Source organism: Herbaspirillum autotrophicum (genome assembly GCF_001189915.1).
GTDB lineage: Bacteria > Pseudomonadota > Gammaproteobacteria > Burkholderiales > Burkholderiaceae_D > Herbaspirillum > Herbaspirillum autotrophicum.
Genome location: NZ_LFLS01000001.1, coordinates 70800 through 92923, shown reverse-complemented (window position 1 = coordinate 92923; position 22124 = coordinate 70800). Strand labels below are relative to the sequence as shown.

Sequence of the window (22124 nt, the reverse complement as noted above, 5' to 3'; positions counted from 1 at the left end):
GCGGCGAACTCGCGAGAATCCGGAAAGGGGCTGCATTACGAACTGAAAATGATCAGGAAATGAGATATGACGCGTGCTGATAACGCGGCGGCGGATAGGAAGAAACGACATGCCACCACGCAGAACCCGGCATGCCGGCGCAAAAAAAATCTGACACGCTGCCGCTGCCGGAATCATGTTCGGGCAGCGGCAGCGTGTCAGACCGGCAAGCAACTGCCTGCAGCTTAATCCAGTTGTTTCAACGATACGGCCAGCGCGGCATCATCGAGCGGCACATAGCCCTCTTCCGAATTCTTTTGTGCGGCGATGATGGCCTGGCCCTCCTGCGACAACACCATGCGCAGATACTCCTTCACGAACGGATCAAGCGGCTGGCCCGGTGCCCGGTTGACATACATCCGCAACGGCACCGAATAGGGATACCGACCTGCGCGCACATCGGCATAGGCCGGCGTATAAAATTTCCCGCCCGGCTGTGCTGCCAGCGGCAACAGCTTTACCTTATCGCTGACCTTGGCCGCATCCATCCAACCTGTCACGCCGATGCCGTAAGGATCGGCAGCGACCGCCTGCAACACTTCCTTATAGTTTTGCAGCGCCTCGTAGCGATAGGTAAATGGCAGGCCGCGCATGTGACGCGCTGCCAGCGCAGTGGCAAAGCCACCATCGTCGCGCACACCGTAGACGTGAATCAGCCGCTGGCCGGCATCGCCGCTCACACCCAGTTGTTTCCAGTGCGTGATATCACCTTGCGGATGACCGGCGGTGACAACTTGCGTCACCTGATCAACGGTCAGACCGGACAGCGGATTGCTGCGATTGACGTAAATCGCCGGCGGCGTCTTGCCACCGCTGCGCGGGCCGAAGCCGGAGTAGCCGATGTGAATGTCGGTGGGTTGATAGCCGGTCACTTCCTTGAAACCCAGCAACTCGGTTTTCCAGCCATCGCGCGCCATCGGTGCAAATGCCGAAACACCTGCGGTCATGCCACCGATTGCGGTTGACGATCCTTCCAGTTTCATCGAAAAACGAAAGCCCGGATGGGTCTTGGCAAACAAGGCATTGAAGCGCATCAATACCTCTTTCATGCCGTCGTTGCCGACGATATAAATGCTGCCGTCCGGCGCGATGTAATCGGCGCCGGCAGGAAATGCCACTGCTTGCGGTTGATAAGGTTGGGCAGCGGCTTTTGTCGCTTGCGCCGAAACGGCAGCGGTCGCGGCCACAGCGATGACTGCGCTCAACAACGGGATACGAAGGAAAGAATGCATGATGGTCGGTTCCGCTTAGTCAATAGAATCAAGTTTGGCAAGTTCGGCGGCGGCTTCCTGCGCGCTCAACGGGGTATAACCGTTGACTTGCGAAGCAATGATTTGCTGGCCTTCTTTTGAAAAAACCAGACGGAAATATTCCCTCACGAAAGGATCGACCGCCTGGTGCGGCTCGCGTCGCACATAAAAATATAAAAAGCGGTCGTAAGCGTAGCGATTGTTTTGCAGATCTTCCAGCGCCCCCTTCGAATAGAACCCGCCTTCATGATCGGCAATCGCGATCTGCTTCAGGTCGCCGCCCTCCTTGCCGATTGCGGCGAACGCAATACCTGCCGGATCGGCCGCGAGGCGCTTCAGGATGGCCGTGGTATTGCCGTATTGCTCGTAGTTCGGGCTGTAGGTCTGGTCATTGAAATGTGCCTTGCCCATGTAGGAGCCGAAACCGGTATGCGCGGGCGTGCCATAAGGATGAATCACGCGGTTGGCCCAGTCACCGGTCAACCCGAGCTGGCCCCAGCGCGACAGACTGCCGTCGGGGCTGCCGGTGGTGAAAATGCGTTTGACCTGTGCCGTCGTCAGTTGCGTCAGCGGATTGGCTTTGTTGACGTATATCGCCAGCGCGGTGGCCAGATGGGCCGAGGTATCGGTCGCCGTATGCGCCACGCGGATTTCCACCGGAGCGCGGCCGACGATTTTTTTGAACGGCGTCAGTTCGACCCGGTTATAGCCGCGCCCCATCGGCCCGAATGGCGTGGTGCCATGCGTCAGCGCCGGCATCACCGTGGTCGTGCCCTTGAGCCCATCCAGATTGAAACGCACACCCGGATGCGTTTGCACGAACAGCGCATTGAACCCTTCGATGACGAAACGCGCATGATCGGCGCCGACGATCTTGATGCTGCCGTCGGCGGCGACATAGCGCACATCGCGTCCGTTTTTTGGTGGTGCGACAGGCTGCGGCTGATACGCCGGCAATGCCGCATCGACGACGATGTCTTGCGCCTGCGCCGGCACCAACCCGGAGATTGCGGCCAGCATCAGGCTGACCGCTGCCGCTTGCAGTGCGAGACGCGAAGGGGAATGAGTGAAGGTTTTCATGGCGGGTTGATCAGATTTATTCGTGGACAAAAAGGAATGACGCTGAAGCATCACTATCTTCAAACGGGCCGATTATAGCGCCACAACAAGAATGATTATCATTTATAATTCGTAAAAATTCTATATTCAATCGGAATCAAGGGAAGATGAAACGAATAAAAAAGACCGGCACCACCGGCGGCGCCATCATTTTGATGTCGCTGTTTACGACCGCACACGGCCAGACAACTGCACCTGAAAAACAGGATGAAACCCAGTTGCCGGGCATCATCGTTCAAGAGCGCGCCCAAGAGCGCGGCTATCAACCGAAGCGCGCCACCACCGCCACCCGCAGTGATGCGGCGCTGATTGATACGCCACAGGCAATCGCCGTGGTACCGGCGCAGGTGCTGCAAGATCAGGACGTGCGCAATATCGATGAAGCGCTGTACAACGTCAGCGGCATCACTCAGGCCAACACGCTGGGCGGCACGCAAGATGCGCTGATCAAGCGCGGCTTCGGTTTCAACCGCGATGGCTCGATCCTGCGCGACGGCGTGCGCACCGTGCTGGCGCGCAACCTGACCTTCACTACCGAGCGCGTCGAAGTACTCAAGGGACCGGCCTCGATCATGTACGGCACCATGGACCCGGGCGGCGTCATCAACATGGTGACCAAGAAACCGCAATTGAATTTTCAGGGTCAGGTCATCGGCACCAAATCCAATTTCGGCGGTGGCGGCTCGCTCGACCTGACCGGCCCCATCGGCGACAGCGGCCTCGCCTATCGCCTGATCGCCGATTACAGCAACGACGACTACTGGCGCAGCTTCGGCAGCGACAAGCAAACCGTGATCGCGCCTTCACTGGCGTGGTACGGACGCGATTCGACCGTGCGCATCTCGTATGAACATACCGATTACGAACAACCTTTCGACCGCGGCACGGTCATCGATCTGCGCACCAAAAAGCCGGTTGCCATCCCCAGCGACCGCCGCATCGACGAACCCTACAACCGCACGCTGGGCAATTCGGATTTCTTCACGATTCAAGGCCAGCATCGCTTCAATGAGCAATGGAAAACTGACCTTACCTACAGCTACAACCGCAATCGTTATGACGATTACCAGGCACGTCCGGTCAGCCTGAATCCGGTCACCGGCATTCTCACCCGCCGCCCCGACGGCACACGTGGCGCCGTCAGCCAGCAACACGTCTGGCAAGCAGTCTTGAGTGGCAATCTGGATTTCGGTTCGACCAAACATGAAGTGCAATTCGGCGCCGATGCCGAAGACAGCAACATTTACCGGCGCGACCTGATTCGCGGCAATCCGAACGCGACCTTCAATGTCTACAATCCGGTGTATGGTCTCTTGCCCTTTTCGACTGCGGTCAGCGCACCGGACAGCGACCAGACCGACAAGCTGCGTTCGTACTCGGTCTTCACCCAAGACACCATTCATCTCGATGAACACTGGATCGTGCAGGCCGGACTGCGTTACCAGACCTATACCGAAATGGCAGGCAAAGGCCGGCCGTTCATCGTCGGCAGTGATGTTGAGGGCAGCAAACTCGTTCCGCGCGCCGGCGTGGTGTACAAGATCAATGACAGCGTCGCGTTGTACGGTAGCTATGCGCAATCGTTCAAGCCCAATACCTCCATCGCCACCGTGATCACGGCGTTGCCACCCGAAGAAGGCAAATCCTTCGAAGTCGGCGCCAAATTCGATATGCAAAAAGGCGTGACGGCGACTATCGCGCTGTACAACATCAACAAGACCAACGTTCAGGTTCAAGACCCTCCAATTAACGGCATCACGCAAATACGTGCCGCTGGCAAGGCACGCTCACGCGGAATCGAAGTGGATGTTTCCGGCGACATCACGCGCCAATTAAAAGTGATCGGCGCCTATGCCTACACCGATGCCGTCGTGGTCGAAGACACGCGTTATCAGGGCAATGCCCTGGCCAACGTCGCACGTCAAAGCGGTTCAGTATTCCTGACCTATGACTTTGATCGCATGGAAAACGGCGGTCGCTGGCGCAGCGGTGCCGGCGTGCGCCACGTCGGTTCGCGTGCCGGTGACAGCGCCAATACTTTCACACTTGATCCGTATCAGGTTGTCGATGCCTTCGCCTCCTACGACACCAAGCTCGACGGCAAGCTGCTGCGCCTGCAACTCAACGTCAAGAACTTGCTCAACAAGACTTACTACTCTTCATCGGGTAGCAACATCTATGTGTCGCTCGGCGATCCGCGTGAAATCATTTTGCGTGCGGTCCTCGATTTTTAATGCGTACGCAATGAAGTGCAGCGTGATCTGAACAGGTCGCGCAAATGATGAAGCCGCCTGATGGGCGGCTTCATTGTTTTCGGTTCAGGCATGACGATGGAACAGCATGCCGGCGATTCACGCCGGGCGCTGAAGAAACGATGCGGAGAACGGGAAATGAAAACCGGTATGGAGGAAAGTGGCCTGCCCTAAGGGAATCGAACCCCTAACCTATGGCTTAGAAGGCCATTGCTCTATCCGGTTGAGCTAAGGGCAGATCGGCAAATCAGGGCAACGCCGTGTTGACTGCGGCAGTGCCTGAATGGTCTGCGGAAATGAAAACGGGCTGTCTTTCGACAGCCCGCTCATTACAGCTTAATTTTGGTCGGAGTACAAGGATTCGAACCTTGGACCCCCTGGTCCCAAACCAGGTGCGCTACCGGGCTGCGCTACACTCCGAGGAGCGAGATAATACCAGAATTCCTATTCTGATCAACAGCAAAATCCGGGTTTTGCGCAGATATTTTTTCTGCAGCGTCTCACAGCGAAATCCGGAACGAAGTCCAACCGCTGGCGAATGCCTGATCCGACCGGACATTCGTCGCATGCATCACTTTCTGCAGCGGGAACTGGACGGCAATTTATCGCGCCATGAAACCGTATCCGACACTTGTGCAAGTGTTCCGGGCATACAGGAATGCATGAGAACGGCAATGAATGAACAAATGGAAAAACAGAGAGAGGTGTGGCCTGCCCTAAGGGAATCGAACCCCTAACCTATGGCTTAGAAGGCCATTGCTCTATCCGGTTGAGCTAAGGGCAGAACGGAAGACGCTGCTGCTTGAAACGCTGCCTTGAACTTTGCTTGCAGCTTTTTTTTGGTATCTTGCAAAACACATGCAGGATTTTATTGAAAAACCGTCGCGGAAATGAAAACGGGCTGTCTTTCGACAGCCCGTTCATTACAGCTTAATTTTGGTCGGAGTACAAGGATTCGAACCTTGGACCCCCTGGTCCCAAACCAGGTGCGCTACCGGGCTGCGCTACACTCCGAGAAGCAAGATAATATCCGGGCCACGTGATTCGGTCAACTACTTCTTGTGAAATTCCCTATATTTTTTACGCGGCAAAAAAAGTGACCCGCACAAAATCTGCCCTGTTTTCATAGGCGGCCGCGATAAACATGGCCGGATATGTCTATCTGAAACACTCGTTGCAATTCGCTTACACCTTGACCCGCACAGCGGCCGGATCATACTCGGCACAAGCGTCGCACTTTAACCGGTGTCTTCGCCGCTAATTCAGGAGAACCACCATGAAAAAAAACCGACTCGCATGGCTCGCGTGCACCGTCCTTGCCCTCGCCTCCGGCATGAGCAGCATCGCCACCGCGCAGGATTACAATCAGCCCCCGCCTCCGGTTATTTACAGCCAGGAAGAACTCGATCAGATGCTGGCGCCGGTAGCACTGTATCCTGATGCATTGCTGGCGCAGGTACTGATGGCGGCCACCTATCCGCTGGAAGTGGTGCAAGCCGCGCGCTTCGTTGACAGCCGCCCCGGTTTGCAAGGCGATGGCCTGGCACGCGCCGTGTCGCCAATGCCTTGGGATCCGAGCGTGAAATCGCTGGTGCAGTTTCCATCGGTACTGGCGATGATGAACGATAAACTGGACTGGACCCAGCAACTCGGCAATGCCTTTTTATCGCAGCAGGCCAATGTCATGGATACCGTACAGAACCTGCGGATGCGTGCGCAAATGGCGGGCCATCTGCAATCGAACGGTCAGCAGCGGATTCTTCAGCAAGAACGCGTGATCGTGATCGAATCGGTGAATCCGCAAGTCATTTATGTGCCCTATTACAACCCGACCGTGATTTATGGCGGCTGGTGGTGGCCAGACCGGCCGCCCGTGTACTGGGTGCCGCCCCCACGCTATCGTCCGCCGCAATATAGTGTTGGCATTGGCGTCGGCATCTTCTTCGGCGCCGGCGTCGGCATCATCCATTCGGTATTCAACGATGCCCGTCCTGACTGGCGGCAACATCAGGTCCTGATCAATAACGTCCGGATCAACAATGTCACCAATAACGTGACGAATAATATCGGCAACAATTCCGGCAATAACCGGCCAACGGTCTGGCAGCACAACAACCGCTACCCGCAACGCGGCGCTGATCCTCGCATCGGCAACGGCCCGGGTCAGGGACCAAACCGCGGCCAGGGACGTCCTGAAGCACCACCGTCAGCCCAGGCGCCGGGGCCGCGCCCGAACGGCGGACCTGCGCGCGATCACGAAGATCGTGGCAACCGCCCGCAACCGACGCCGGGCAACCCGGGACCGGCACCGCAAGCACGCCCGGCCGGTCCGGCGCCGCAATTGCCACCGAATGCTCAGGGACCCGAGCGTAATCAACGCAACAATGACGCCGGCGCAGCCGAAGCACGCGCCAATGCCGCCAATGAACAGCGCATGAATCAACAACGTCAAAACGAACAACGGCAGAACGAGCAGCGGCAAAACGAACAACGTGCCAACGGGCAACGTCAGCAGGAGCAGCGGCAACAACAGGAACAGCAACACCGCCAGCAGCAGGACATGCAACGCCAGCAACATCAGCAGGAAGCACAGGCGCGTGCCGCAGTGCGGCCACCAGAGGCCCCGCGTGCCCCTGAGCCACGGCCGCAGCAGGCACAGCAGCCGCAGCCGCGACCACAGCCAGCCGAACATGCACGCCCTGAGCGCGCAGAACCGCAAGGCGGCGGCGAGCGACGTGAGCGCGACCGGTAGCAACATCCGCCGAAACTGGCCGGCAGCGGCAAAAGTTGCCCGTGCCGGCCTTGGGGCGCAGCCGGATACGTTATAATCGCGGCTTTCGGAACGTCGCCCGGCATCTTTAAAATGCTGAAAAAACAAAGGCTTGGATCGTCCAAGCCTTTGTTTTTTGCGACGTTTCGGGTCACGCAGGCAGGTTGCCGGCGTTGACGCTCACCATTGCCCGACTCATTGCCTGAAGCCAGACAGACCCGAAATGCAAGATATCACTCCCGATTCCGCCGGCGACGATGCCGTCCCGACCAATAAAGCACCGCTGGAACTGATCGCGCGCGAAGTCGCCCGCCGTCGTACTTTCGGCATCATTTCTCACCCGGATGCGGGTAAAACCACGCTGACCGAAAAACTGTTGCTGTTTTCGGGCGCGATTCAACTGGCCGGTACTGTCAAGGCCCGCAAGAGCGGCCGCCATGCGACCTCGGACTGGATGGAGATTGAAAAGCAACGCGGCATTTCGGTCGCCAGCTCGGTGATGCAGTTTGAATATCGCGACCATGTGGTCAATCTGCTCGATACCCCGGGTCACCAGGATTTCTCGGAAGATACCTATCGCGTGCTGACCGCCGTCGACTCGGCGCTGATGGTGATCGATGCCGCCAAGGGTGTGGAAGAACAGACCATCAAGCTGCTCAATGTCTGCCGCATGCGCAATACGCCGATCATCACGTTCATGAACAAGATGGACCGCGAAACCCGCGATCCGCTGGAACTGCTCGACGAACTGGAATCGGTATTGAAGATTCAGTGCGCGCCGGTCACCTGGCCGATCGGCATGGGCAAGAATTTCCGCGGCGTGTATCACTTGCTGCGTGATGAAATCATGTTGTTCAAGGCCGGCGAAGAACGCGCCAATGCCGATGTCGAGATCATCAAGGGCATCGACAATCCCAAGCTGGCCAGCATGTTCCCGCTGGAAATCGAACAATTGAAGATGGAAGTCGAACTGGTGCATGGCGCCTCGCATCCGTTCAGCCTGGAAGATTTCCTGGCCGGGATTCAGACCCCGGTCTTTTTCGGTTCCGCCATCAACAATTTCGGCGTGCGCGAAATTCTCGACGCCCTGCTGGACTGGGCACCGCCACCGGGCGGCCGCGATGCCACCGTGCGCACCGTCAAACCGGTGGAAGCACCGTTCTCCGGTTTCGTGTTCAAGATCCAAGCCAACATGGACCCGGCTCACCGCGACCGCATTGCCTTTCTGCGCGTCTGCTCGGGGCGCTTCGAACGCGGCATGAAACTCAAGCATCTGCGCCTCAATCGCGAAATCAAAGTGTCGTCGGTGGTGACCTTCATGGCCTCCAGCCGCGAACAGGTGGAAGAAGCCTATGCCGGCGACATCATCGGCTTGCCGAACCACGGCAACATGCAGATCGGCGACAGTTTCTCTGAAGGCGAATTGTTGCAGTTCACCGGCATTCCGTATTTTGCACCCGACTTTTTCCGCACTGCCCGCATCCGCAATCCGCTCAAGATCAAGCAATTGCACAAAGGCTTGCAACAGTTGGGCGAAGAAGGTGCGGTCCAGGTATTCAAGCCCACCAATAACAGCGATCTGGTATTGGGTGCGGTCGGCGTACTGCAGTTTGAAGTGGTGGCCAGCCGTTTGCTCAATGAGTATGGCGTGGATGCCGTGTTTGAAGGCACCAGCATCAGCAGCGCGCGCTGGGTCACTTGCGAAGACAAGAAAATGCTGGCCGATTTCGAACGGTCTTCAGCCGGCCATAACCTGGCGCATGACGCGGCCGGCAATCTGGCGTATCTGGCGACGTCCGGCGTCAATCTGCGCCTGACGCAAGAACGCTGGCCGCAAGTGGTGTTCCACGCCACCCGCGAACACGCGGCAAAGCTGGACTGACATCCGGCAACAGCAAAAATGGCACGCTCAACGGCGTGCCATTTTTTTGCGCGCAGCAATTGTGGCCTCAGCGTTCAGCCTCAGTCGCGGTCAATTTGCGAATGGGCCTTGGTATCCCTCATGCACAATGCCACGATCAGCGACATGGCGGCGCAAGCGCTGACATAGTAATAGAACCAGCTTTCGTGACCGATACTCTTGAGCCACAGCGCCAGGTATTCGGCGGTACCGCCAAATACCGACACCGTCACTGCAAACGGAAAGCCGACCCCGAGCGCGCGGATATGCACCGGAAACAATTCCGCCTTGAAAATCGCATTGATCGAGGTGTAGCCGGTGGTAATCACCAAGGCCAGCAAATACCAGGTCAAGGCGCTGCCCATGCTTTGCTTGGCCGCCAGCGCTGTCAGCAGCGGCACCGTGAACAGCGTGGCGCCGAGGCCGAATAAAATCAGCATCAGGCGGCGGCCGATGAAATCCGAAATCAACCCCACCAGCGGTTGCAACAACATGAACACCAGCAGCGCAATCGACGATATCAGCGTGGCATCGTCCTTGCTGAAGCCGGTGGTATTGACCAGATACTTTTGCATGTAGGTGGTGAAGGTATAAAACGAAACCGTGCCGCCCGCCGTCAGCGCCACTACCGTCATGACCGCGCGCGGATGGCGCGCCAGTTCGCGCAGATTGCTGTGACGCTTGCTACTGGCGCGATGCTCGCTGAAAGATTCGGTTTCCGCCATGTTGCGTCGCATCCAGACTGCCAGCAATGCGATCACCGCGCCGAGAAAAAAGGGAATGCGCCAGCCCCACTCTGCCAGTTGTTCTTGCGTCAGAAATACCTTTTGCAACAGGATCAGCAAACCGAGCGCCAGCAACTGTCCCATGATGATGGTGACGTACTGGAAACTGGAATAGAAACCGCGACGGTTGGGCGTGGCCATCTCGCTGATGTAAGTGGCCGAACTGCCGTACTCGCCACCGAGGCTGATGCCTTGCAACAAGCGCGCCAGCAGCAACAGCGCCGGCGCCCAGAAACCGATCACGTCATAGCCCGGAATGCAGGCAATCAGCAACGAGCCGAAACACATCAGCATGACCGATACCAGCAACGCCGCCTTGCGCCCTTTGCGGTCAGCGTAACTGCCGAGCAGCCAGCCGCCAAGTGGCCGTACCAGAAAGCCGATGGCAAATACCGCCGCAGTATTCATCAGTTGTGCGGTCTGGTCGCCGGCCGGGAAAAATTTCGGTGCGAAATACAAGGAAAATGCAGCATAGACATACCAGTCGAAATACTCCACCAGATTGCCGACCGAACCGCTGAAAATCGAGCGCAGGCGGCCGCCGAAAGTCAGTTCCCCGGTGCCCGGCAGATGCCCGGTGCTGCTGTCGCGTGTTGCTGCCAGTGTGTTCATTATTGTCTCCTCGATGTTGCCGTTGTACTTTGCGTACTGTTGTTACGGCAGGTCCTGACTGCATGAGATGGATGCAGCAACCAGATTGATCAGGCACTCAGCGCAAACGGCTGCACGAAGCCAGCCGCGCAGTGCAGCGCAGAATATTGTTTCGATTCAGGGTTCAGGTGGATTGGCCGCTGCCGGCGAATCAAATTACCCGGTTGTGCTGCAAGGCGGCCAGCGCAGCCGCATCCATGCCGAGCCACTCACTGAGCACCTCACCGGTGTGCTGCCCCAGCAGCGGCGGCGCATGCCGGTATGACGTCGGCGAACCGGACAGACGAATCGGATTGGCCACCAGCGGTACCGTACCGGCAAGCGGATGCGGCAATCCGATGCGCATGCCGCGCGCTTGTACCTGAGGATCGGCAAAGACCTGATCCATGCGGTTGATCGGCCCGCATGGCACACCACCCGCTTCAAGTGCGGCAATCCATTCGGCGGTACTGCGCATCACTGTCGCCTGCCGCAACAGCGGCACCAGTACGGCACGATTGGCGACGCGCGCCGGATTGGTCGCAAAGCGCGGATCGTCGGCCCATTCCGGGTGGCCGGCGATGCCGCAAAAACGCGCAAATTGCTGATCGTTGCCGACCGCCAGAATCATGTCGCCATCGGCGGTCGGGAAATCCGCATACGGCACGATATTCGGATGAGCGTTGCCCATGCGATGCGGCACCACGCCGCCAGCCAGATAGTTGGAAGCCTGACTCGCCATGCAGGCGATCTGCACATCCAGCAGGGCCAGATCGATATGCTGGCCACGTCCCGACCGCTCACGTTCAGCCAGTGCCGCCTGCACCGCGATGGTGGCGTACAGGCCGGTCGTGATATCGGTCAGCGCCACGCCGACCTTTTGCGGACCGGCGCCGACTTCATCGGCGCCGCGACCGGTCACGCTCATCAGGCCGCCCATGCCTTGAATCAGGAAATCGTAACCGGGACGCCGGGCATAAGGTCCGGTCTGGCCGAAGCCGGTAATCGAGCAATACACCAGACGCGGATTGAGTGCCGCCAGTTGCGCATAGTCCAGCCCATATTGCTGCAAACCGCCGACCTTGAAATTTTCCAGCAACACATCGGCCTGTTGCGCCAGTTGCCGTATCAGCGCCTGCCCTTCAGGGCGGGACATATCAATCGTCACCGAGCGCTTGTTGCGGTTGGCGCACAGAAAATAGGCCGCTTCCGCCGTCTCGCGGCCATCTTCATCGCGCAGATACGGCGGCCCCCAGGTACGGGTATCGTCACCGGCGCCGGGCCGTTCGACCTTGATCACATCGGCACCGAGATCGGCCAGCAATTGCCCGGCCCACGGTCCGGCCAGTACGCGCGACAAGTCCAGCACCCGGACACCGTTCAGCGGCGGCGGCCGGACCTCGTCAGCCGGCGCGGCGGCTTGATGGAATGCGATCGGCATGCGCGGCGCTCAGTTGGAGAACGCCGCAATACCGGTAATCGCGCGGCCGATGATCAGCGCGTGAATATCGTGCGTGCCTTCATAGGTGTTGACCACCTCCAGATTCACCAGATGGCGGGCCACGCCGAACTCGTCACTGATGCCATTGCCACCGAGCATGTCACGTGCCACGCGCGCGATGTCGAGTGCCTTGCCGCAACTGTTGCGTTTCATGATCGAGGTCAGTTCCACCGCCGCGCTGCCCTCTTCGCGCATGCGGCCCAGTCGCAGACAACCTTGCAGGCCGAGCGCGATTTCGGTCAGCATGTCGGCCAGCTTCTTTTGGATCAACTGATTGGCAGCCAGGGGCCGGCCGAACTGCTTGCGGTCCAGTGTGTATTGACGCGCGCGCTGGAAGCAATCTTCCGCCGCACCTAACGCACCCCAACTGATCCCGAAACGGGCACTGTTGAGACAGGTGAATGGCCCCTTCAGACCGCGCACCTCGGGAAAGGCATTTTCTTCCGGACAAAACACCTCGTCCATCACGATCTCGCCGGTGATCGAGGCCCGCAATCCCACCTTGCCGTGCAAGGCTGGCGTCGACAATCCCTTGGCGCCCTTGTCCAGAATGAAACCGCGAATATCGCCGGCGTCATCTTTGGCCCACACCACGAATACATCGGCAATCGGGCTGTTGGTAATCCACATCTTGCTGCCGCTCAAACTGTAACCGCCAGCCACTTTGCGGGCGCGAGTGATCATGCCGCCCGGATCGGAGCCGAAGTTGGGTTCGGTCAAACCGAAGCAACCGATCCACTCGCCCGATGCCAGCTTTGGCAAATACTTCTGTTTTTGCGCTTCGCTGCCAAACTCGTTGATCGGCACCATCACCAGCGACGACTGCACACTCATCATGGAGCGATAGCCGGAGTCGACACGTTCGACTTCACGCGCCACCAGGCCATACGACACATAGTTCAGGCCGGCACCGCCGTAGGCTTCCGGAATCGTGGCACCAAGCAAACCCAGCTGGCCCATTTCACGGAAGATCGCCGGATCGGTCGTTTCATTGCGGAACGCCATCTGTACCCGCGGCGCCAGCGCTTCCTGACAGTACGCGCGGGCGGCGTCGCGCACTTGCCGTTCGTCATCGGTCAACTGCCCGTCGAGCAGCAAGGGATCGTCGCAGTGAAAGCTGGCGCGGGAAGTATGGGATGTGGTCATGGCGGCCTCAAGGTCTAAGTAGTAGCGGGTTGGCGCAAACACGCGCCGTTGCAGGAAATATAAAGACTAGTACGAAAGCAAACAAACGACTTGTTTGCATTGATCTGTGCGAAAAACGCACTTGTTGATATCAGCCCGGCGCGGACGGTGTGCCACAGGTGTCGGCCTGCGCTTGCAACCAGCGTTGAAACGCACGCAGCAACGGCCGCTCGGACTTGCCCTCCGGATAAATCAGGTAATACGATTGCGCGCTCAGGTATTCATGCTCCACCAGCACCGTCAGCAAGCCGCGCCGCAATTCATCTTCAATCAAAAAGCGCGGGATCAGGGCCACCCCCATGCCAAGAATGGCGGCTTCGGTCAGCATCGAAAACAATTCGAATTGCGGTCCCACCAGGTCATTCTCGGCCTGTATTCCCTGCGACGCCAGCCACTGCCGCCAGACATAGGGGCGCGTGGTTTGTTGCAGCAAAGTCTGGCGCAACAGTTGCGTGGCCGAAACCGTCTTGCGCGGCGCGATCAGTTGCGGACTGCCGACCGCTACCATGCTTTCGCGCATCAGGAAGATGCCTTCGGTGCCGGGCCAACTGGCGACGCCGGCATACAGCGTGGCGTCCAGCCGGGTTTCATCGAACAGAAAGGGCCGCACCCGAGGCGTCAGATTGACTGTCACGCCCGGATGCGCATCGAGAAACGATTGCAGCCGCGGCAACAGCCACTTGGTGGCAAAGGTCGGCATGACGCCCAGCTCCAGTGTTTCACCGTGGCCATTGGCAGACATCACTTGCAGTGCATCGCGTTCGATTTCATCGAGCCGCAGGCTGACTTGCTTGCTGTAACCGAGACCGACATCGGTCAGCGTCACGCCACGCCGTGTACGACGGAACAGCTTCAGGCCGAGAAACTCTTCCAGACCGCCGATCTGCCGGCACACCGCGCTTTGGGTTACCGCCATTTCCTCGGCCGCCTTGGTAAAACTCTGGTGCCGGGCAGCCGATTCAAACACCGCCATGGCCTGGGTCGAGGGAATTTTTCGTCGCATTGCAGCATCTCCGTATTTTCTGGAATGACTTTTATGCACATACTAGACGAGATTGGCAATTGCCGGAACCGGCATCAGCCCTGGCAAACCGGGATCAAGCTGCTACAGTGACGGTTTTCCCCGGATAACCCGCTTCTTTATGCCAACGCCTGATGGAGTCGATGCCGATGGTTTCATCCTGCTGCCGCCGCAGGCGCCGGCTCAACCTGAATTTGCCGCATTGATTGACGATGCCTGCAACACGCTCAGTGCGCAGGCAGCAGATCTGCTGGACGGCATCTACCTCTACGGCAGCATTGCCAGCGGCAAGGCCCGCGCGGGACAATCCGATCTGGATCTGAGCCTGGTGCTGCACCATCCGCCCTTGTCAGCCGACAAGGAACAACTCGACACCATACGACAGGCGCTGGAGCAACGACATCCGGAAGTAGTGAAGATCGACTTTGATATCGGCAGTCGTGCCGGGGTACTGTTGCCGGCGCACCGGTTCAGTTGGGGCTATTGGCTGAAGCATCATTGCCGCTGTTTGTGGGGCAATGATCTGTCGACCCGCTTTGAACGCTTGCAGCCATCGCGCGCGATTGCGCTGGCAGTGAATGGCGACTTCGCGGCGGCACTCGACAACTATGCCGAACGACTCGCTGATATCAGTGAGACCGGCGAGACCACTGCACTGGCGACAATCCGGCGACTGCAGCGGGAAGCATCCAGAAAACTGATCCGCTCCACCAATGTGCTGCGTACCGATGACGATCGTGGCTGGCCGCAGGAATTGGAAGAATATGCGCTGCAATTTGCCGGGACTTACCCGCACTTGAAAACCGAGATCGATTTCTTCCTGAGACAGGCGAAAAATCCGGATGCGGCAGTCGCCGGGTTCATCCGGCGACTGCACAGTTTTTCCGACTGGATGACGCAGGAAGCAAGCGCCATCCACACCCGGGATGCGATCAGCCGCTGATGCTTAGCCGTTGATGCGAATGGTGAACTCGACACCAGCCGCGCTCCACCACTCCTGTTCCTTCTGCATCCAGTAAGACACGGTCGGGTGATGGCTGATCCAGTCGCGCTTGATTTCGAGTTCGATACGGCTTTTCATCTTGACCCGAATCTGGTCCAGATCGAGCGTAATGTGCGAGTGCATGAACATCACTGCCAGCCGCAACGCCAGCACCGCCTTGGCAAAGTCGGCATCGGTCAGGGCTTCGCCGATTTTGCGCAAGTTGCCCTTCTGCCCCAGAATCATGGCGCTCATCACGCGCTGTTCGCGCGTGGTAAAACCGGGTAAGTCGGCATTCGCAATCAGATACGAGGAATGCTTGTGATAGCTGCTTTGCGACACGATCAGACCGGCTTCATGCAGCAGCGCGCTCCAGTTCAGATATTGCGCATAGGCTTGATTGGCCGGTCGCAGCAATTGGAAAAATCCCAATGCGGTATCGGCCACCTGGCGCGCGCGCAAGCTGTCGATATGTACCCGGCGACTGTAATCATCAACCGATTGCTCGCGACGGTCGCGCTGGGTGGCGCGCAATTGCAAGTCCCACATCACGCCCAGCCGCAACCCGGCTTCCACCGGACTGATGACTTCAATATTCAATTCTTGCATCAAGCCGATCAGCACTGCCAGCCCCCCCATGATCACGGCCGCCCGGTCCGGCTTCATGCCCGCCAGTTCAATGCGGCTGACGTGACCGAAAGCGATCAGTCGCTGCTTCAATTCTTCCACGCTCTGCGGCGTTACCCGGCCATCGCCCATGCGATTGCGCGCAATGGTTTCGGCAATCGCGCGCATGGTACCGGAAGAACCGTAAGCGCTGGTCCAGTTGCCGGCGCCAAATGGAATGGCGCCATCTTCCACATGCGAACGCGCCGACAGGATCGCGCGCTCGAAGGACGCGGCGTCGATACGACCATCACCGAAGAAAGCCAGACTTTGATTGACGGTGCCAATGCCGAACGACTCGACCCGGCGGATGTCGCTGCCGCGTCCCAGAATCACTTCCGATGAACCGCCGCCGATGTCGATCACCAGCCGTTCTTCATCGGGCAAGGCCAGCGCGCCGGCCACGCCCATATAGATCAGACGCCCTTCTTCTTCACCGGAAATGATTTCCACCGGATAACCGATGGCGCGTTCCGCCGCCGGTAAAAATGCCTGTGCGTTCTTGGCCACGCGCAAGGTATTGGTCGCCACCACGCGTACCGCATCCAGATGGTAATCGCGCAAGATGGCGCGAAAGCGGCCCAGCGATTCGACGGCAGTGGCAATTGCCTGCTCGCTCAAATTGCCATTCTTGTCCAGCCCGGCAGCCAGACGGATGGGGTCGCGCGCACTTTTGATGACGCGAATCGCATCACCTTCGTGTTTGCCGACATGCAAACGAAAACTATTGGAACCCAGATCTACTGCTGCAAACATTCAATCCCTCTCGATGGGGTATAACAGGGCAACGCAACGATACCTGCGCGCGACACGCGGCGCACAAGCAGCCAGCGTCGAAATACGCAAATTATTTACGCTTTTCCGTGTCTTCACAACGTCACAATAATCCTCTGGCATGACAGTTTGATGACATCCATACTACAAACTGCTTTCCAGACCGTTATCAGACATTGTCCGGGGTGCAAAACAGGCGCAATGCCGCCGCATTTATCACCGATAATGGCGCCAGTCCCTATTTTATCTATTTCGCCATGCCAGGTATTCTTTATCTTGTCCCCAACACGCTCGGCCCGGCCGACAGCACCACCCCTGAAACGCTGACGGCCATCCTGCCCGCCGCCGTACAGGCGCAGGCCGCGCGGCTGGAGTACTTCATTGCCGAAAACGCCAAGACCACGCGCGCGTTTCTGAAGCTGATCAACACTACCCATCCGCTGGCCCGGCCATTGCAGGAAATCAACATCAGCGAATTGAATGTGAATACCGATGCCGCCGCACTGCCAGGCTTGCTGGCCCCGCTGCTGGCAGGTTTTGATGCCGGGCTGATTTCAGAGGCCGGGGTGCCGGCGGTGGCCGATCCGGGCGCCAATCTGGTGCGTCTGGCGCATCAACACGGCATTCAGGTGCGGCCGCTGGTCGGCCCCTCCTCGCTGCTGCTGGCCATCATGAGCAGCGGCCTGAATGGACAGAGCTTTGCCTTCAATGGTTATCTGCCGACCGATGCGGCGCAACGCATGAAGCGCATCAAGGCATTGGAAGATCGTTCGCGACAAGAAAAGCAGACCCAGTTGCTAATCGAAACACCGTATCGCAACGGCGCCATGCTGGAAGCCTTGAGCAACACCTGCCAGCCCGGCACACTGATCTGCGTGGCGACCGACCTGACCCTGCCCAGTGAAGCGGTCAAGACGCAAAGCGCTGCCAAATGGAAGAGCGAGATTGCCGCTGGCAAAGCGCCTGATTTTCACAAGAAGCCCAGCGTATTTCTGTTGCTGGCCGGCTGAACCTCGGCGCGCACCGGATCAAGACTTGGGAACGGCCTTGATCCAGTCGGCAATGCTTTTCACCACGGCCGGCTCAATCCCGTTATAACCGTGATAGGCCTTGGCTTCGCAAGGATCGCCCTGATTCAGGCCGCCGCTGAAGCTGATAACTTCCTTGCGCGCAGCCGCGCCCAGTTTGTTCAGCAAGGCCGGCACCTCGCCGAACGGACACAACTTGCAGCCATCTTGTTCGTGATGCACTACCAGCACCGGAATGCGAATATCCTGCAATTCCATCTGCGGCACGGCGCGACCACTGTTGTCGCGCAAAATGGTCGAGGTCAGCACCAGACCGTCGGGACCACCTTTATCAACTGGCAACCGGGTGGCAATGAACGCTGCCGACTGCGTGCCACGGCTGGTGCCGACCAGCCACAACGGAATGGCCGCCTGCGTCCGCAACCAGGCCATCACGGCCTGAATGTCGCGCACATGTTCGGGAGTTTGACGAAAGCCACCGAGAAACGGTGGCGTCTGATGGTCTGAAGGGGCATCGACGACTGCTACCGCCAGACCGCTGTCGGCAAACAAGCGACGCGCACGCACCAGGAAATTACCCTCGCCGCGCCCCATGCTGCCATTGGGAAAAATCTGCAAACCGCCCTGACCGCCGGCAAACAGGATCACGGTCGCCACCGGTTGCGGCGGCGTCAGATAAATGAAGCGTTGCATAACGCCGTCGCGGGTCGGGATGTCTACGACTTGTTCACGTATTTGCGCCTGAACTGCGGCGCAGAGCCAGAACGTCATCAACAGCAGTATCCGTTGCAAACGCATATTCCCTCCCCGCCGGCACTGGCCGCCAAGCGGCCGGCGCCACCAATCCGATCAATCTGCGATCAGCGCAATTGCAGCACGTTGCTGTTGAGCATCGATTTGGCCACGCCGCTGCCGACCGCCACGCCGAATTTCTTCAGCACACGTTCCGGCAAGCCTTCGGTCTGGGTGTAGTCAACCAGATCTTCGGCCTTGAGCACATCGCGGGCAACGCTGTCGACCGTGCCGAAGCCATCGGCCAGACCCATCTCAACCGCCTTGGAACCGGGCCAGAACAAACCGGAGAATGTATCCGGCGTTTCTTTCAGGCGTTCGCCGCGACCTTTGCGGACGACGTCAATGAATTGCTGATGAATTTCACCCAGCATTTGCAATGCGTATTCTTTTTGCTTCGGATTTTGCGGGCTGAACGGATCCAGGAAACCCTTGTTCTCACCTGCCGTCAGCAAACGCCGTTCGACGCCGACCTTGTCCATCAGACCGGTGAAACCGAAGCCATCCATCAGCACCCCGATCGAGCCGATGATGCTGGCCTTGTTGACGTAAATCTTGTCAGCCGCGACCGCGATGTAATAACCACCCGATGCGCACATTTCCTCGACCACGACATAGATCGGTTTTTTCGGATATTCCTTGCGCAGACGGGTGATTTCGTCATTGATCATGCCGGCCTGCACGGGGCTGCCGCCGGGGCTGTTGATCTTGAGGATCACACCGACCGAATCGGCGGCAGCGAAGGCCTTGTCGAGCGCCGGAATCACGGCACCGGCAGAACCGCGACCTTCGGCTTCGATGGTGCCGTTGATTTCGATCAGCGCGGTATGGGTCCCGACCGGTTCGCTTTCGGACTTGGTGTAATTGAATGCCGACCAGATCACAAAGGCAAATACCACCAGACCGGCAATCTTGAAAAAGATGCTCCAGCGACGCCGTGCACGCTGCTCCTTTACCGCAAACAGTGCCAGTTTTTCCAGCACATCACGTTCCCAGCCGCGCGGTTCCGCGGCTACCGGCTCGGCCGCTTTTGGCGGCTGTGGATCTTGATTTTCAAGGTTGCTCATTTGGTTTTCACTCTACAGTTAATACCGGTGTCGTCGCTGCCCCGGTCGCAGTGCTGCTGATTCTTCTAGTCCGGTGCCGGCCGCACATAATCGTCCGGCGACCAGAAAATATGACCCTCTTTTTCAAACGCTTCAATCTTGCGCAAACGCGCGCCGGTACACGGACCGCCTTCGCACCGGCCGGTATCGGGTGCATAGACCGCGCCATGGGTGGCGCACATCAGGTACAGCCCGCTGGACTCGAAGAACTCGCCTTCGGCCCAGTCCAGTTCGACCGGCACATGGGCGCAGCGATTCAGATAGCCGTACACCTGACCGCCGTAGCGGATCACAAAACCGGACGCATCCGCGCCATGAATCGACACTGCAAAACGCTTGCCCTTGCCGCCTTCGGCGATGTCGCCTGAATTGCAGACAGGAATGCTGACAGGAATTGCGGCGTCGCCCATGTTCGTGCTCCTAAGCGTTATCGTTGAGCCATTGATGCAGATCGCGGATCGACGCCGCGCAATACAGCGGATTGAGCGCGCGCAACTGTTCGGCCGGATGGGCGCCGAATTCGACGCCGACGCCGCCGGCGCCGGCATTGATCGCCATCTGCAAATCGTGCGTAGTATCTCCGATCATCAGGGTCCGCGACAGGTCTTGTCCCAGTTCCCGCGTCAATTCCTGCAACATGGCCGGATGCGGCTTGGAAAACGTTTCATCGGCACAACGCGTGGCGTCGAAGCGGGACAGCAAACCGGTGCTGTTGAGCGCCCGGTTGAGCCCGACCCGGCTCTTGCCGGTCGCCACCGCCAGGAAATAGCCTTGTTGCTTCAAATCATCGAGCATCGCCGGCACGCCATCAAACAAGGTCAGATCCTTGTCTTGCCCGAGATAGTGATGACGATAACGTTCAACGATGCGCGGATAGTATTTCGGATCGACATCGGGGATCGCAGCCTGCAAGGCATCCTGCAAGCCCAGGCCGATCACATAGGACGCCGCACTTTTATCGGGAATCGGCAGTCCCAGATCACGGGCTGCCGCCTGGATGCAGCGGACAATGGTGGACGTGCTGTCCATCAGCGTGCCATCCCAGTCGAAGACAATGAAGTCGAATTGTTTTCTTGCCATGTTTCTCTTTTATAAAATATGCCGGTATTGATTACCGGCATTATCAGTGCAATTCAGACAACCGTGGGTTACTGACCCTGCGCCGCCGACACTTTTTCCAGACTTTGCAAAAAACGCTGACATTCCGGCGGCAACGCCGCCTTGAGCGTCACGCTCTTGCCACTGTCGGGGTGGGTGAAGGTGATCTGCTGGGCATGCAAAAACATGCGCTTGAAGGCGATGCGCTCGCCTTCCGCCTTTTGCAACGCCTTGTTGAGCGTGAAATCACCATATTTGTCGTCGCCGACAATCGGAAACCCGCTGGCCGACAAGTGGACCCGGATCTGATGCGTGCGACCGGTTTTCAGTTCCGCTTCCAGCAAGGCATATTCGCCATAGCGACGCAGCAGCGAAAACACCGTATGCGCGGCCTGGCCGTCGTCCTGTACCCGCACCCGGCGTTCGCCGTCGGCAGTACTGTATTTATGCAGCGGCAACTTGATATGTTGCCGCGCATTTTGCCAGTCGCCGTGAATCAGGGTCAGATAGCGCTTGTCGGTGACGCCGTCACGCATCTGTTCATGCAGGTTGGTCAGCGCCGAACGCTTCTTGGCCAGCAGCAACACCCCGGAAGTATCCCGGTCCAGCCGGTGTACCAGCTCCAGGAACCTGGCATCCGGGCGCGACGCCCGCAATTGCTCGATCACGCCATAGCTGACACCGGACCCGCCATGCACGGCAACGCCCGCCGGCTTGTCGATGACCAGCAGACAGCTGTCTTCGAGCAATATCTTGAATTCGGCACCGGGCGCGGCCGGTGCCTGCCGTTCGGCGATCCGCACCGGCGGAATGCGCAGCACGTCACCGGCTTCAAGCCGGTAGGTCTGATCGATGCGGCCCTTGTTGACGCGCACCTCACCGGATCGCAGGATCCGGTAAACATGGCTTTTTGGCACGCCTTTGCATACCCGCAGCAGGAAGTTGTCGATGCGCTGACCGGCTTCTTCTTCCGAAATCGTAACCATCTGGACTTGCGGTGAACCTGATGTCGATTGGGCCGGCGCGGCACTCGGGGCCTTTTCAGGCGCCTTCCCAGAAAATCTCGCTAAGTCCTTCATTTTGAATATATAATCGCTCGACGCTGGTCAGAAAACCGGCGACATAGTGTAAGAATTAAAAAGACCATTCTACACAGAGGCGTCTCCGTCAGCCTCGCTAATTTGCAAATTAGATGGAGGGGAACACTAAAAATCGCAATACGCGGT

Annotated in this window: 18 protein-coding genes and 4 tRNA genes; 6 read left to right on the top strand and 16 right to left on the bottom strand. The window is 58.4% G+C overall.

What is annotated here, in order from left to right; all coding sequences use genetic code 11:
• Positions 1 to 224: 224 nt before the first annotated feature.
• Entirely contained in the window at positions 225 to 1271 is a 1047-nt protein-coding gene (locus AKL27_RS00410; protein ID WP_083438756.1) for a PstS family phosphate ABC transporter substrate-binding protein, read from the bottom strand.
• 15 nt (positions 1272 to 1286) lie between these two features.
• Positions 1287 to 2369 carry a PstS family phosphate ABC transporter substrate-binding protein gene (locus AKL27_RS00405; protein WP_050460598.1) on the bottom strand — a complete coding sequence of 361 codons (1083 nt, stop codon included), beginning with the start codon at positions 2367 to 2369 and terminating at the stop codon, positions 1287 to 1289.
• A 146-nt stretch (positions 2370 to 2515) separates the two neighbouring features.
• Here AKL27_RS00405 and AKL27_RS00400 point away from each other — a divergent pair, with 146 nt between their 5' ends.
• Positions 2516 to 4642 carry a TonB-dependent siderophore receptor gene (locus AKL27_RS00400; protein ID WP_050460597.1) on the top strand — a complete coding sequence of 709 codons (2127 nt, stop codon included), beginning with the start codon at positions 2516 to 2518 and terminating at the stop codon, positions 4640 to 4642.
• Positions 4643 to 4702: 60 nt separating this feature from the next.
• Positions 4703 to 4834 (top strand): hypothetical protein, encoded by a 132-nt coding sequence (locus tag AKL27_RS28580; RefSeq protein ID WP_269749165.1) that lies wholly within the window; start codon positions 4703 to 4705, stop codon positions 4832 to 4834.
• Here the strand turns inward: AKL27_RS28580 and AKL27_RS00395 are convergent.
• The 4 genes from AKL27_RS00395 to AKL27_RS00380 form a co-directional block, all read right to left on the bottom strand.
• Positions 4822 to 4898 (bottom strand) — tRNA-Arg (locus tag AKL27_RS00395). The genes AKL27_RS28580 and AKL27_RS00395 overlap by 13 nt on opposite strands.
• Before the next feature lie 105 nt (positions 4899 to 5003).
• Positions 5004 to 5080: transfer RNA gene (locus tag AKL27_RS00390), tRNA-Pro, on the bottom strand.
• 287 nt (positions 5081 to 5367) lie between these two features.
• Positions 5368 to 5444 (bottom strand) — tRNA-Arg (locus AKL27_RS00385).
• A gap of 153 nt (positions 5445 to 5597) precedes the next feature.
• A tRNA-Pro gene (locus tag AKL27_RS00380) sits at positions 5598 to 5674 on the bottom strand.
• Positions 5675 to 5936: 262 nt separating this feature from the next.
• On the opposite strand from AKL27_RS00380, the gene AKL27_RS00375 reads away from it, so the two are divergent.
• On the top strand, positions 5937 to 7412 hold the full coding sequence (locus AKL27_RS00375; protein WP_050460596.1) for a DUF3300 domain-containing protein: 1476 nt from the start codon (positions 5937 to 5939) through the stop codon (positions 7410 to 7412).
• A 241-nt stretch (positions 7413 to 7653) separates the two neighbouring features.
• The gene (locus tag AKL27_RS00370) at positions 7654 to 9312 is read left to right on the top strand and encodes a peptide chain release factor 3 (RefSeq protein ID WP_050460595.1); all 1659 of its coding nucleotides are present in this window, start codon (positions 7654 to 7656) and stop codon (positions 9310 to 9312) included.
• A gap of 80 nt (positions 9313 to 9392) precedes the next feature.
• On the opposite strand, the gene AKL27_RS00365 is transcribed toward AKL27_RS00370, so the two are convergent.
• The 4 genes from AKL27_RS00365 to AKL27_RS00350 form a co-directional block, all read right to left on the bottom strand.
• Positions 9393 to 10718 carry an MFS transporter gene (locus AKL27_RS00365; protein WP_408609747.1) on the bottom strand — a complete coding sequence of 442 codons (1326 nt, stop codon included), beginning with the start codon at positions 10716 to 10718 and terminating at the stop codon, positions 9393 to 9395.
• Between the two features lie 199 nt (positions 10719 to 10917).
• On the bottom strand, positions 10918 to 12186 hold the full coding sequence (locus AKL27_RS00360) for a CaiB/BaiF CoA transferase family protein (protein WP_050460594.1): 1269 nt from the start codon (positions 12184 to 12186) through the stop codon (positions 10918 to 10920).
• 9 nt (positions 12187 to 12195) lie between these two features.
• A complete protein-coding gene (locus AKL27_RS00355; protein ID WP_050460593.1) occupies positions 12196 to 13392 on the bottom strand; it encodes an acyl-CoA dehydrogenase in 1197 nt (398 codons plus the stop codon).
• A gap of 130 nt (positions 13393 to 13522) precedes the next feature.
• Positions 13523 to 14434, bottom strand: coding sequence for a LysR family transcriptional regulator (locus tag AKL27_RS00350; protein WP_050460592.1), 912 nt, complete (start codon positions 14432 to 14434; stop codon positions 13523 to 13525).
• A 139-nt stretch (positions 14435 to 14573) separates the two neighbouring features.
• Here AKL27_RS00350 and AKL27_RS00345 point away from each other — a divergent pair, with 139 nt between their 5' ends.
• A complete protein-coding gene (locus AKL27_RS00345) occupies positions 14574 to 15395 on the top strand; it encodes a nucleotidyltransferase domain-containing protein (RefSeq protein WP_050460591.1) in 822 nt (273 codons plus the stop codon).
• Between the two features lie 3 nt (positions 15396 to 15398).
• On the opposite strand, the gene AKL27_RS00340 is transcribed toward AKL27_RS00345, so the two are convergent.
• Positions 15399 to 16856, bottom strand: a complete 1458-nt coding sequence (locus AKL27_RS00340; RefSeq protein ID WP_050460590.1) for a Ppx/GppA phosphatase family protein — start codon at positions 16854 to 16856, stop codon at positions 15399 to 15401.
• Between the two features lie 275 nt (positions 16857 to 17131).
• Between AKL27_RS00340 and AKL27_RS00335 the strand changes: the two genes are divergently transcribed.
• Positions 17132 to 17884, top strand: a complete 753-nt coding sequence (locus tag AKL27_RS00335) for an SAM-dependent methyltransferase (RefSeq protein WP_050460799.1) — start codon at positions 17132 to 17134, stop codon at positions 17882 to 17884.
• 18 nt (positions 17885 to 17902) lie between these two features.
• Here the strand turns inward: AKL27_RS00335 and AKL27_RS00330 are convergent, their stop codons facing one another.
• The 5 genes from AKL27_RS00330 to AKL27_RS00310 form a co-directional block, all read right to left on the bottom strand.
• The gene (locus AKL27_RS00330) at positions 17903 to 18673 is read right to left on the bottom strand and encodes an alpha/beta hydrolase (RefSeq protein WP_198155839.1); all 771 of its coding nucleotides are present in this window, start codon (positions 18671 to 18673) and stop codon (positions 17903 to 17905) included.
• 89 nt (positions 18674 to 18762) lie between these two features.
• Positions 18763 to 19761, bottom strand: coding sequence for a S49 family peptidase (locus tag AKL27_RS00325; RefSeq protein WP_050460588.1), 999 nt, complete (start codon positions 19759 to 19761; stop codon positions 18763 to 18765).
• Between the two features lie 65 nt (positions 19762 to 19826).
• Positions 19827 to 20210: a Rieske (2Fe-2S) protein gene (locus AKL27_RS00320; protein WP_050460587.1), complete on the bottom strand. Its 384-nt coding sequence runs from the start codon at positions 20208 to 20210 to the stop codon at positions 19827 to 19829.
• Between the two features lie 10 nt (positions 20211 to 20220).
• The gene (locus AKL27_RS00315; RefSeq protein ID WP_050460586.1) at positions 20221 to 20880 is read right to left on the bottom strand and encodes an HAD-IA family hydrolase; all 660 of its coding nucleotides are present in this window, start codon (positions 20878 to 20880) and stop codon (positions 20221 to 20223) included.
• A 68-nt stretch (positions 20881 to 20948) separates the two neighbouring features.
• Entirely contained in the window at positions 20949 to 21977 is a 1029-nt protein-coding gene (locus AKL27_RS00310; RefSeq protein WP_050460585.1) for an RluA family pseudouridine synthase, read from the bottom strand.
• Positions 21978 to 22124: the final 147 nt, after the last annotated feature.

What these genes read in the sequence shown, in the direction of transcription:
- AKL27_RS00410 (WP_083438756.1), bottom strand. Translation starts at nt 1,271, where the DNA reads ATGCATTCTTTCCTTCGTATCCCGTTGTTGAGCGCAGTCATCGCTGTG.
- AKL27_RS00405 (WP_050460598.1), bottom strand. Translation starts at nt 2,369, where the DNA reads ATGAAAACCTTCACTCATTCCCCTTCGCGTCTCGCACTGCAAGCGGCA.
- AKL27_RS00400 (WP_050460597.1), top strand. Translation starts at nt 2,516, where the DNA reads ATGAAACGAATAAAAAAGACCGGCACCACCGGCGGCGCCATCATTTTG.
- AKL27_RS28580 (WP_269749165.1), top strand. Translation starts at nt 4,703, where the DNA reads ATGGGCGGCTTCATTGTTTTCGGTTCAGGCATGACGATGGAACAGCAT.
- AKL27_RS00375 (WP_050460596.1), top strand. Translation starts at nt 5,937, where the DNA reads ATGAAAAAAAACCGACTCGCATGGCTCGCGTGCACCGTCCTTGCCCTC.
- AKL27_RS00370 (WP_050460595.1), top strand. Translation starts at nt 7,654, where the DNA reads ATGCAAGATATCACTCCCGATTCCGCCGGCGACGATGCCGTCCCGACC.
- AKL27_RS00360 (WP_050460594.1), bottom strand. Translation starts at nt 12,186, where the DNA reads ATGCCGATCGCATTCCATCAAGCCGCCGCGCCGGCTGACGAGGTCCGG.
- AKL27_RS00355 (WP_050460593.1), bottom strand. Translation starts at nt 13,392, where the DNA reads ATGACCACATCCCATACTTCCCGCGCCAGCTTTCACTGCGACGATCCC.
- AKL27_RS00350 (WP_050460592.1), bottom strand. Translation starts at nt 14,434, where the DNA reads ATGCGACGAAAAATTCCCTCGACCCAGGCCATGGCGGTGTTTGAATCG.
- AKL27_RS00345 (WP_050460591.1), top strand. Translation starts at nt 14,574, where the DNA reads ATGCCAACGCCTGATGGAGTCGATGCCGATGGTTTCATCCTGCTGCCG.
- AKL27_RS00340 (WP_050460590.1), bottom strand. Translation starts at nt 16,856, where the DNA reads ATGTTTGCAGCAGTAGATCTGGGTTCCAATAGTTTTCGTTTGCATGTC.
- AKL27_RS00335 (WP_050460799.1), top strand. Translation starts at nt 17,132, where the DNA reads ATGCCAGGTATTCTTTATCTTGTCCCCAACACGCTCGGCCCGGCCGAC.
- AKL27_RS00330 (WP_198155839.1), bottom strand. Translation starts at nt 18,673, where the DNA reads ATGACGTTCTGGCTCTGCGCCGCAGTTCAGGCGCAAATACGTGAACAA.
- AKL27_RS00325 (WP_050460588.1), bottom strand. Translation starts at nt 19,761, where the DNA reads ATGAGCAACCTTGAAAATCAAGATCCACAGCCGCCAAAAGCGGCCGAG.
- AKL27_RS00320 (WP_050460587.1), bottom strand. Translation starts at nt 20,210, where the DNA reads ATGGGCGACGCCGCAATTCCTGTCAGCATTCCTGTCTGCAATTCAGGC.
- AKL27_RS00315 (WP_050460586.1), bottom strand. Translation starts at nt 20,880, where the DNA reads ATGGCAAGAAAACAATTCGACTTCATTGTCTTCGACTGGGATGGCACG.
- AKL27_RS00310 (WP_050460585.1), bottom strand. Translation starts at nt 21,977, where the DNA reads ATGAAGGACTTAGCGAGATTTTCTGGGAAGGCGCCTGAAAAGGCCCCG.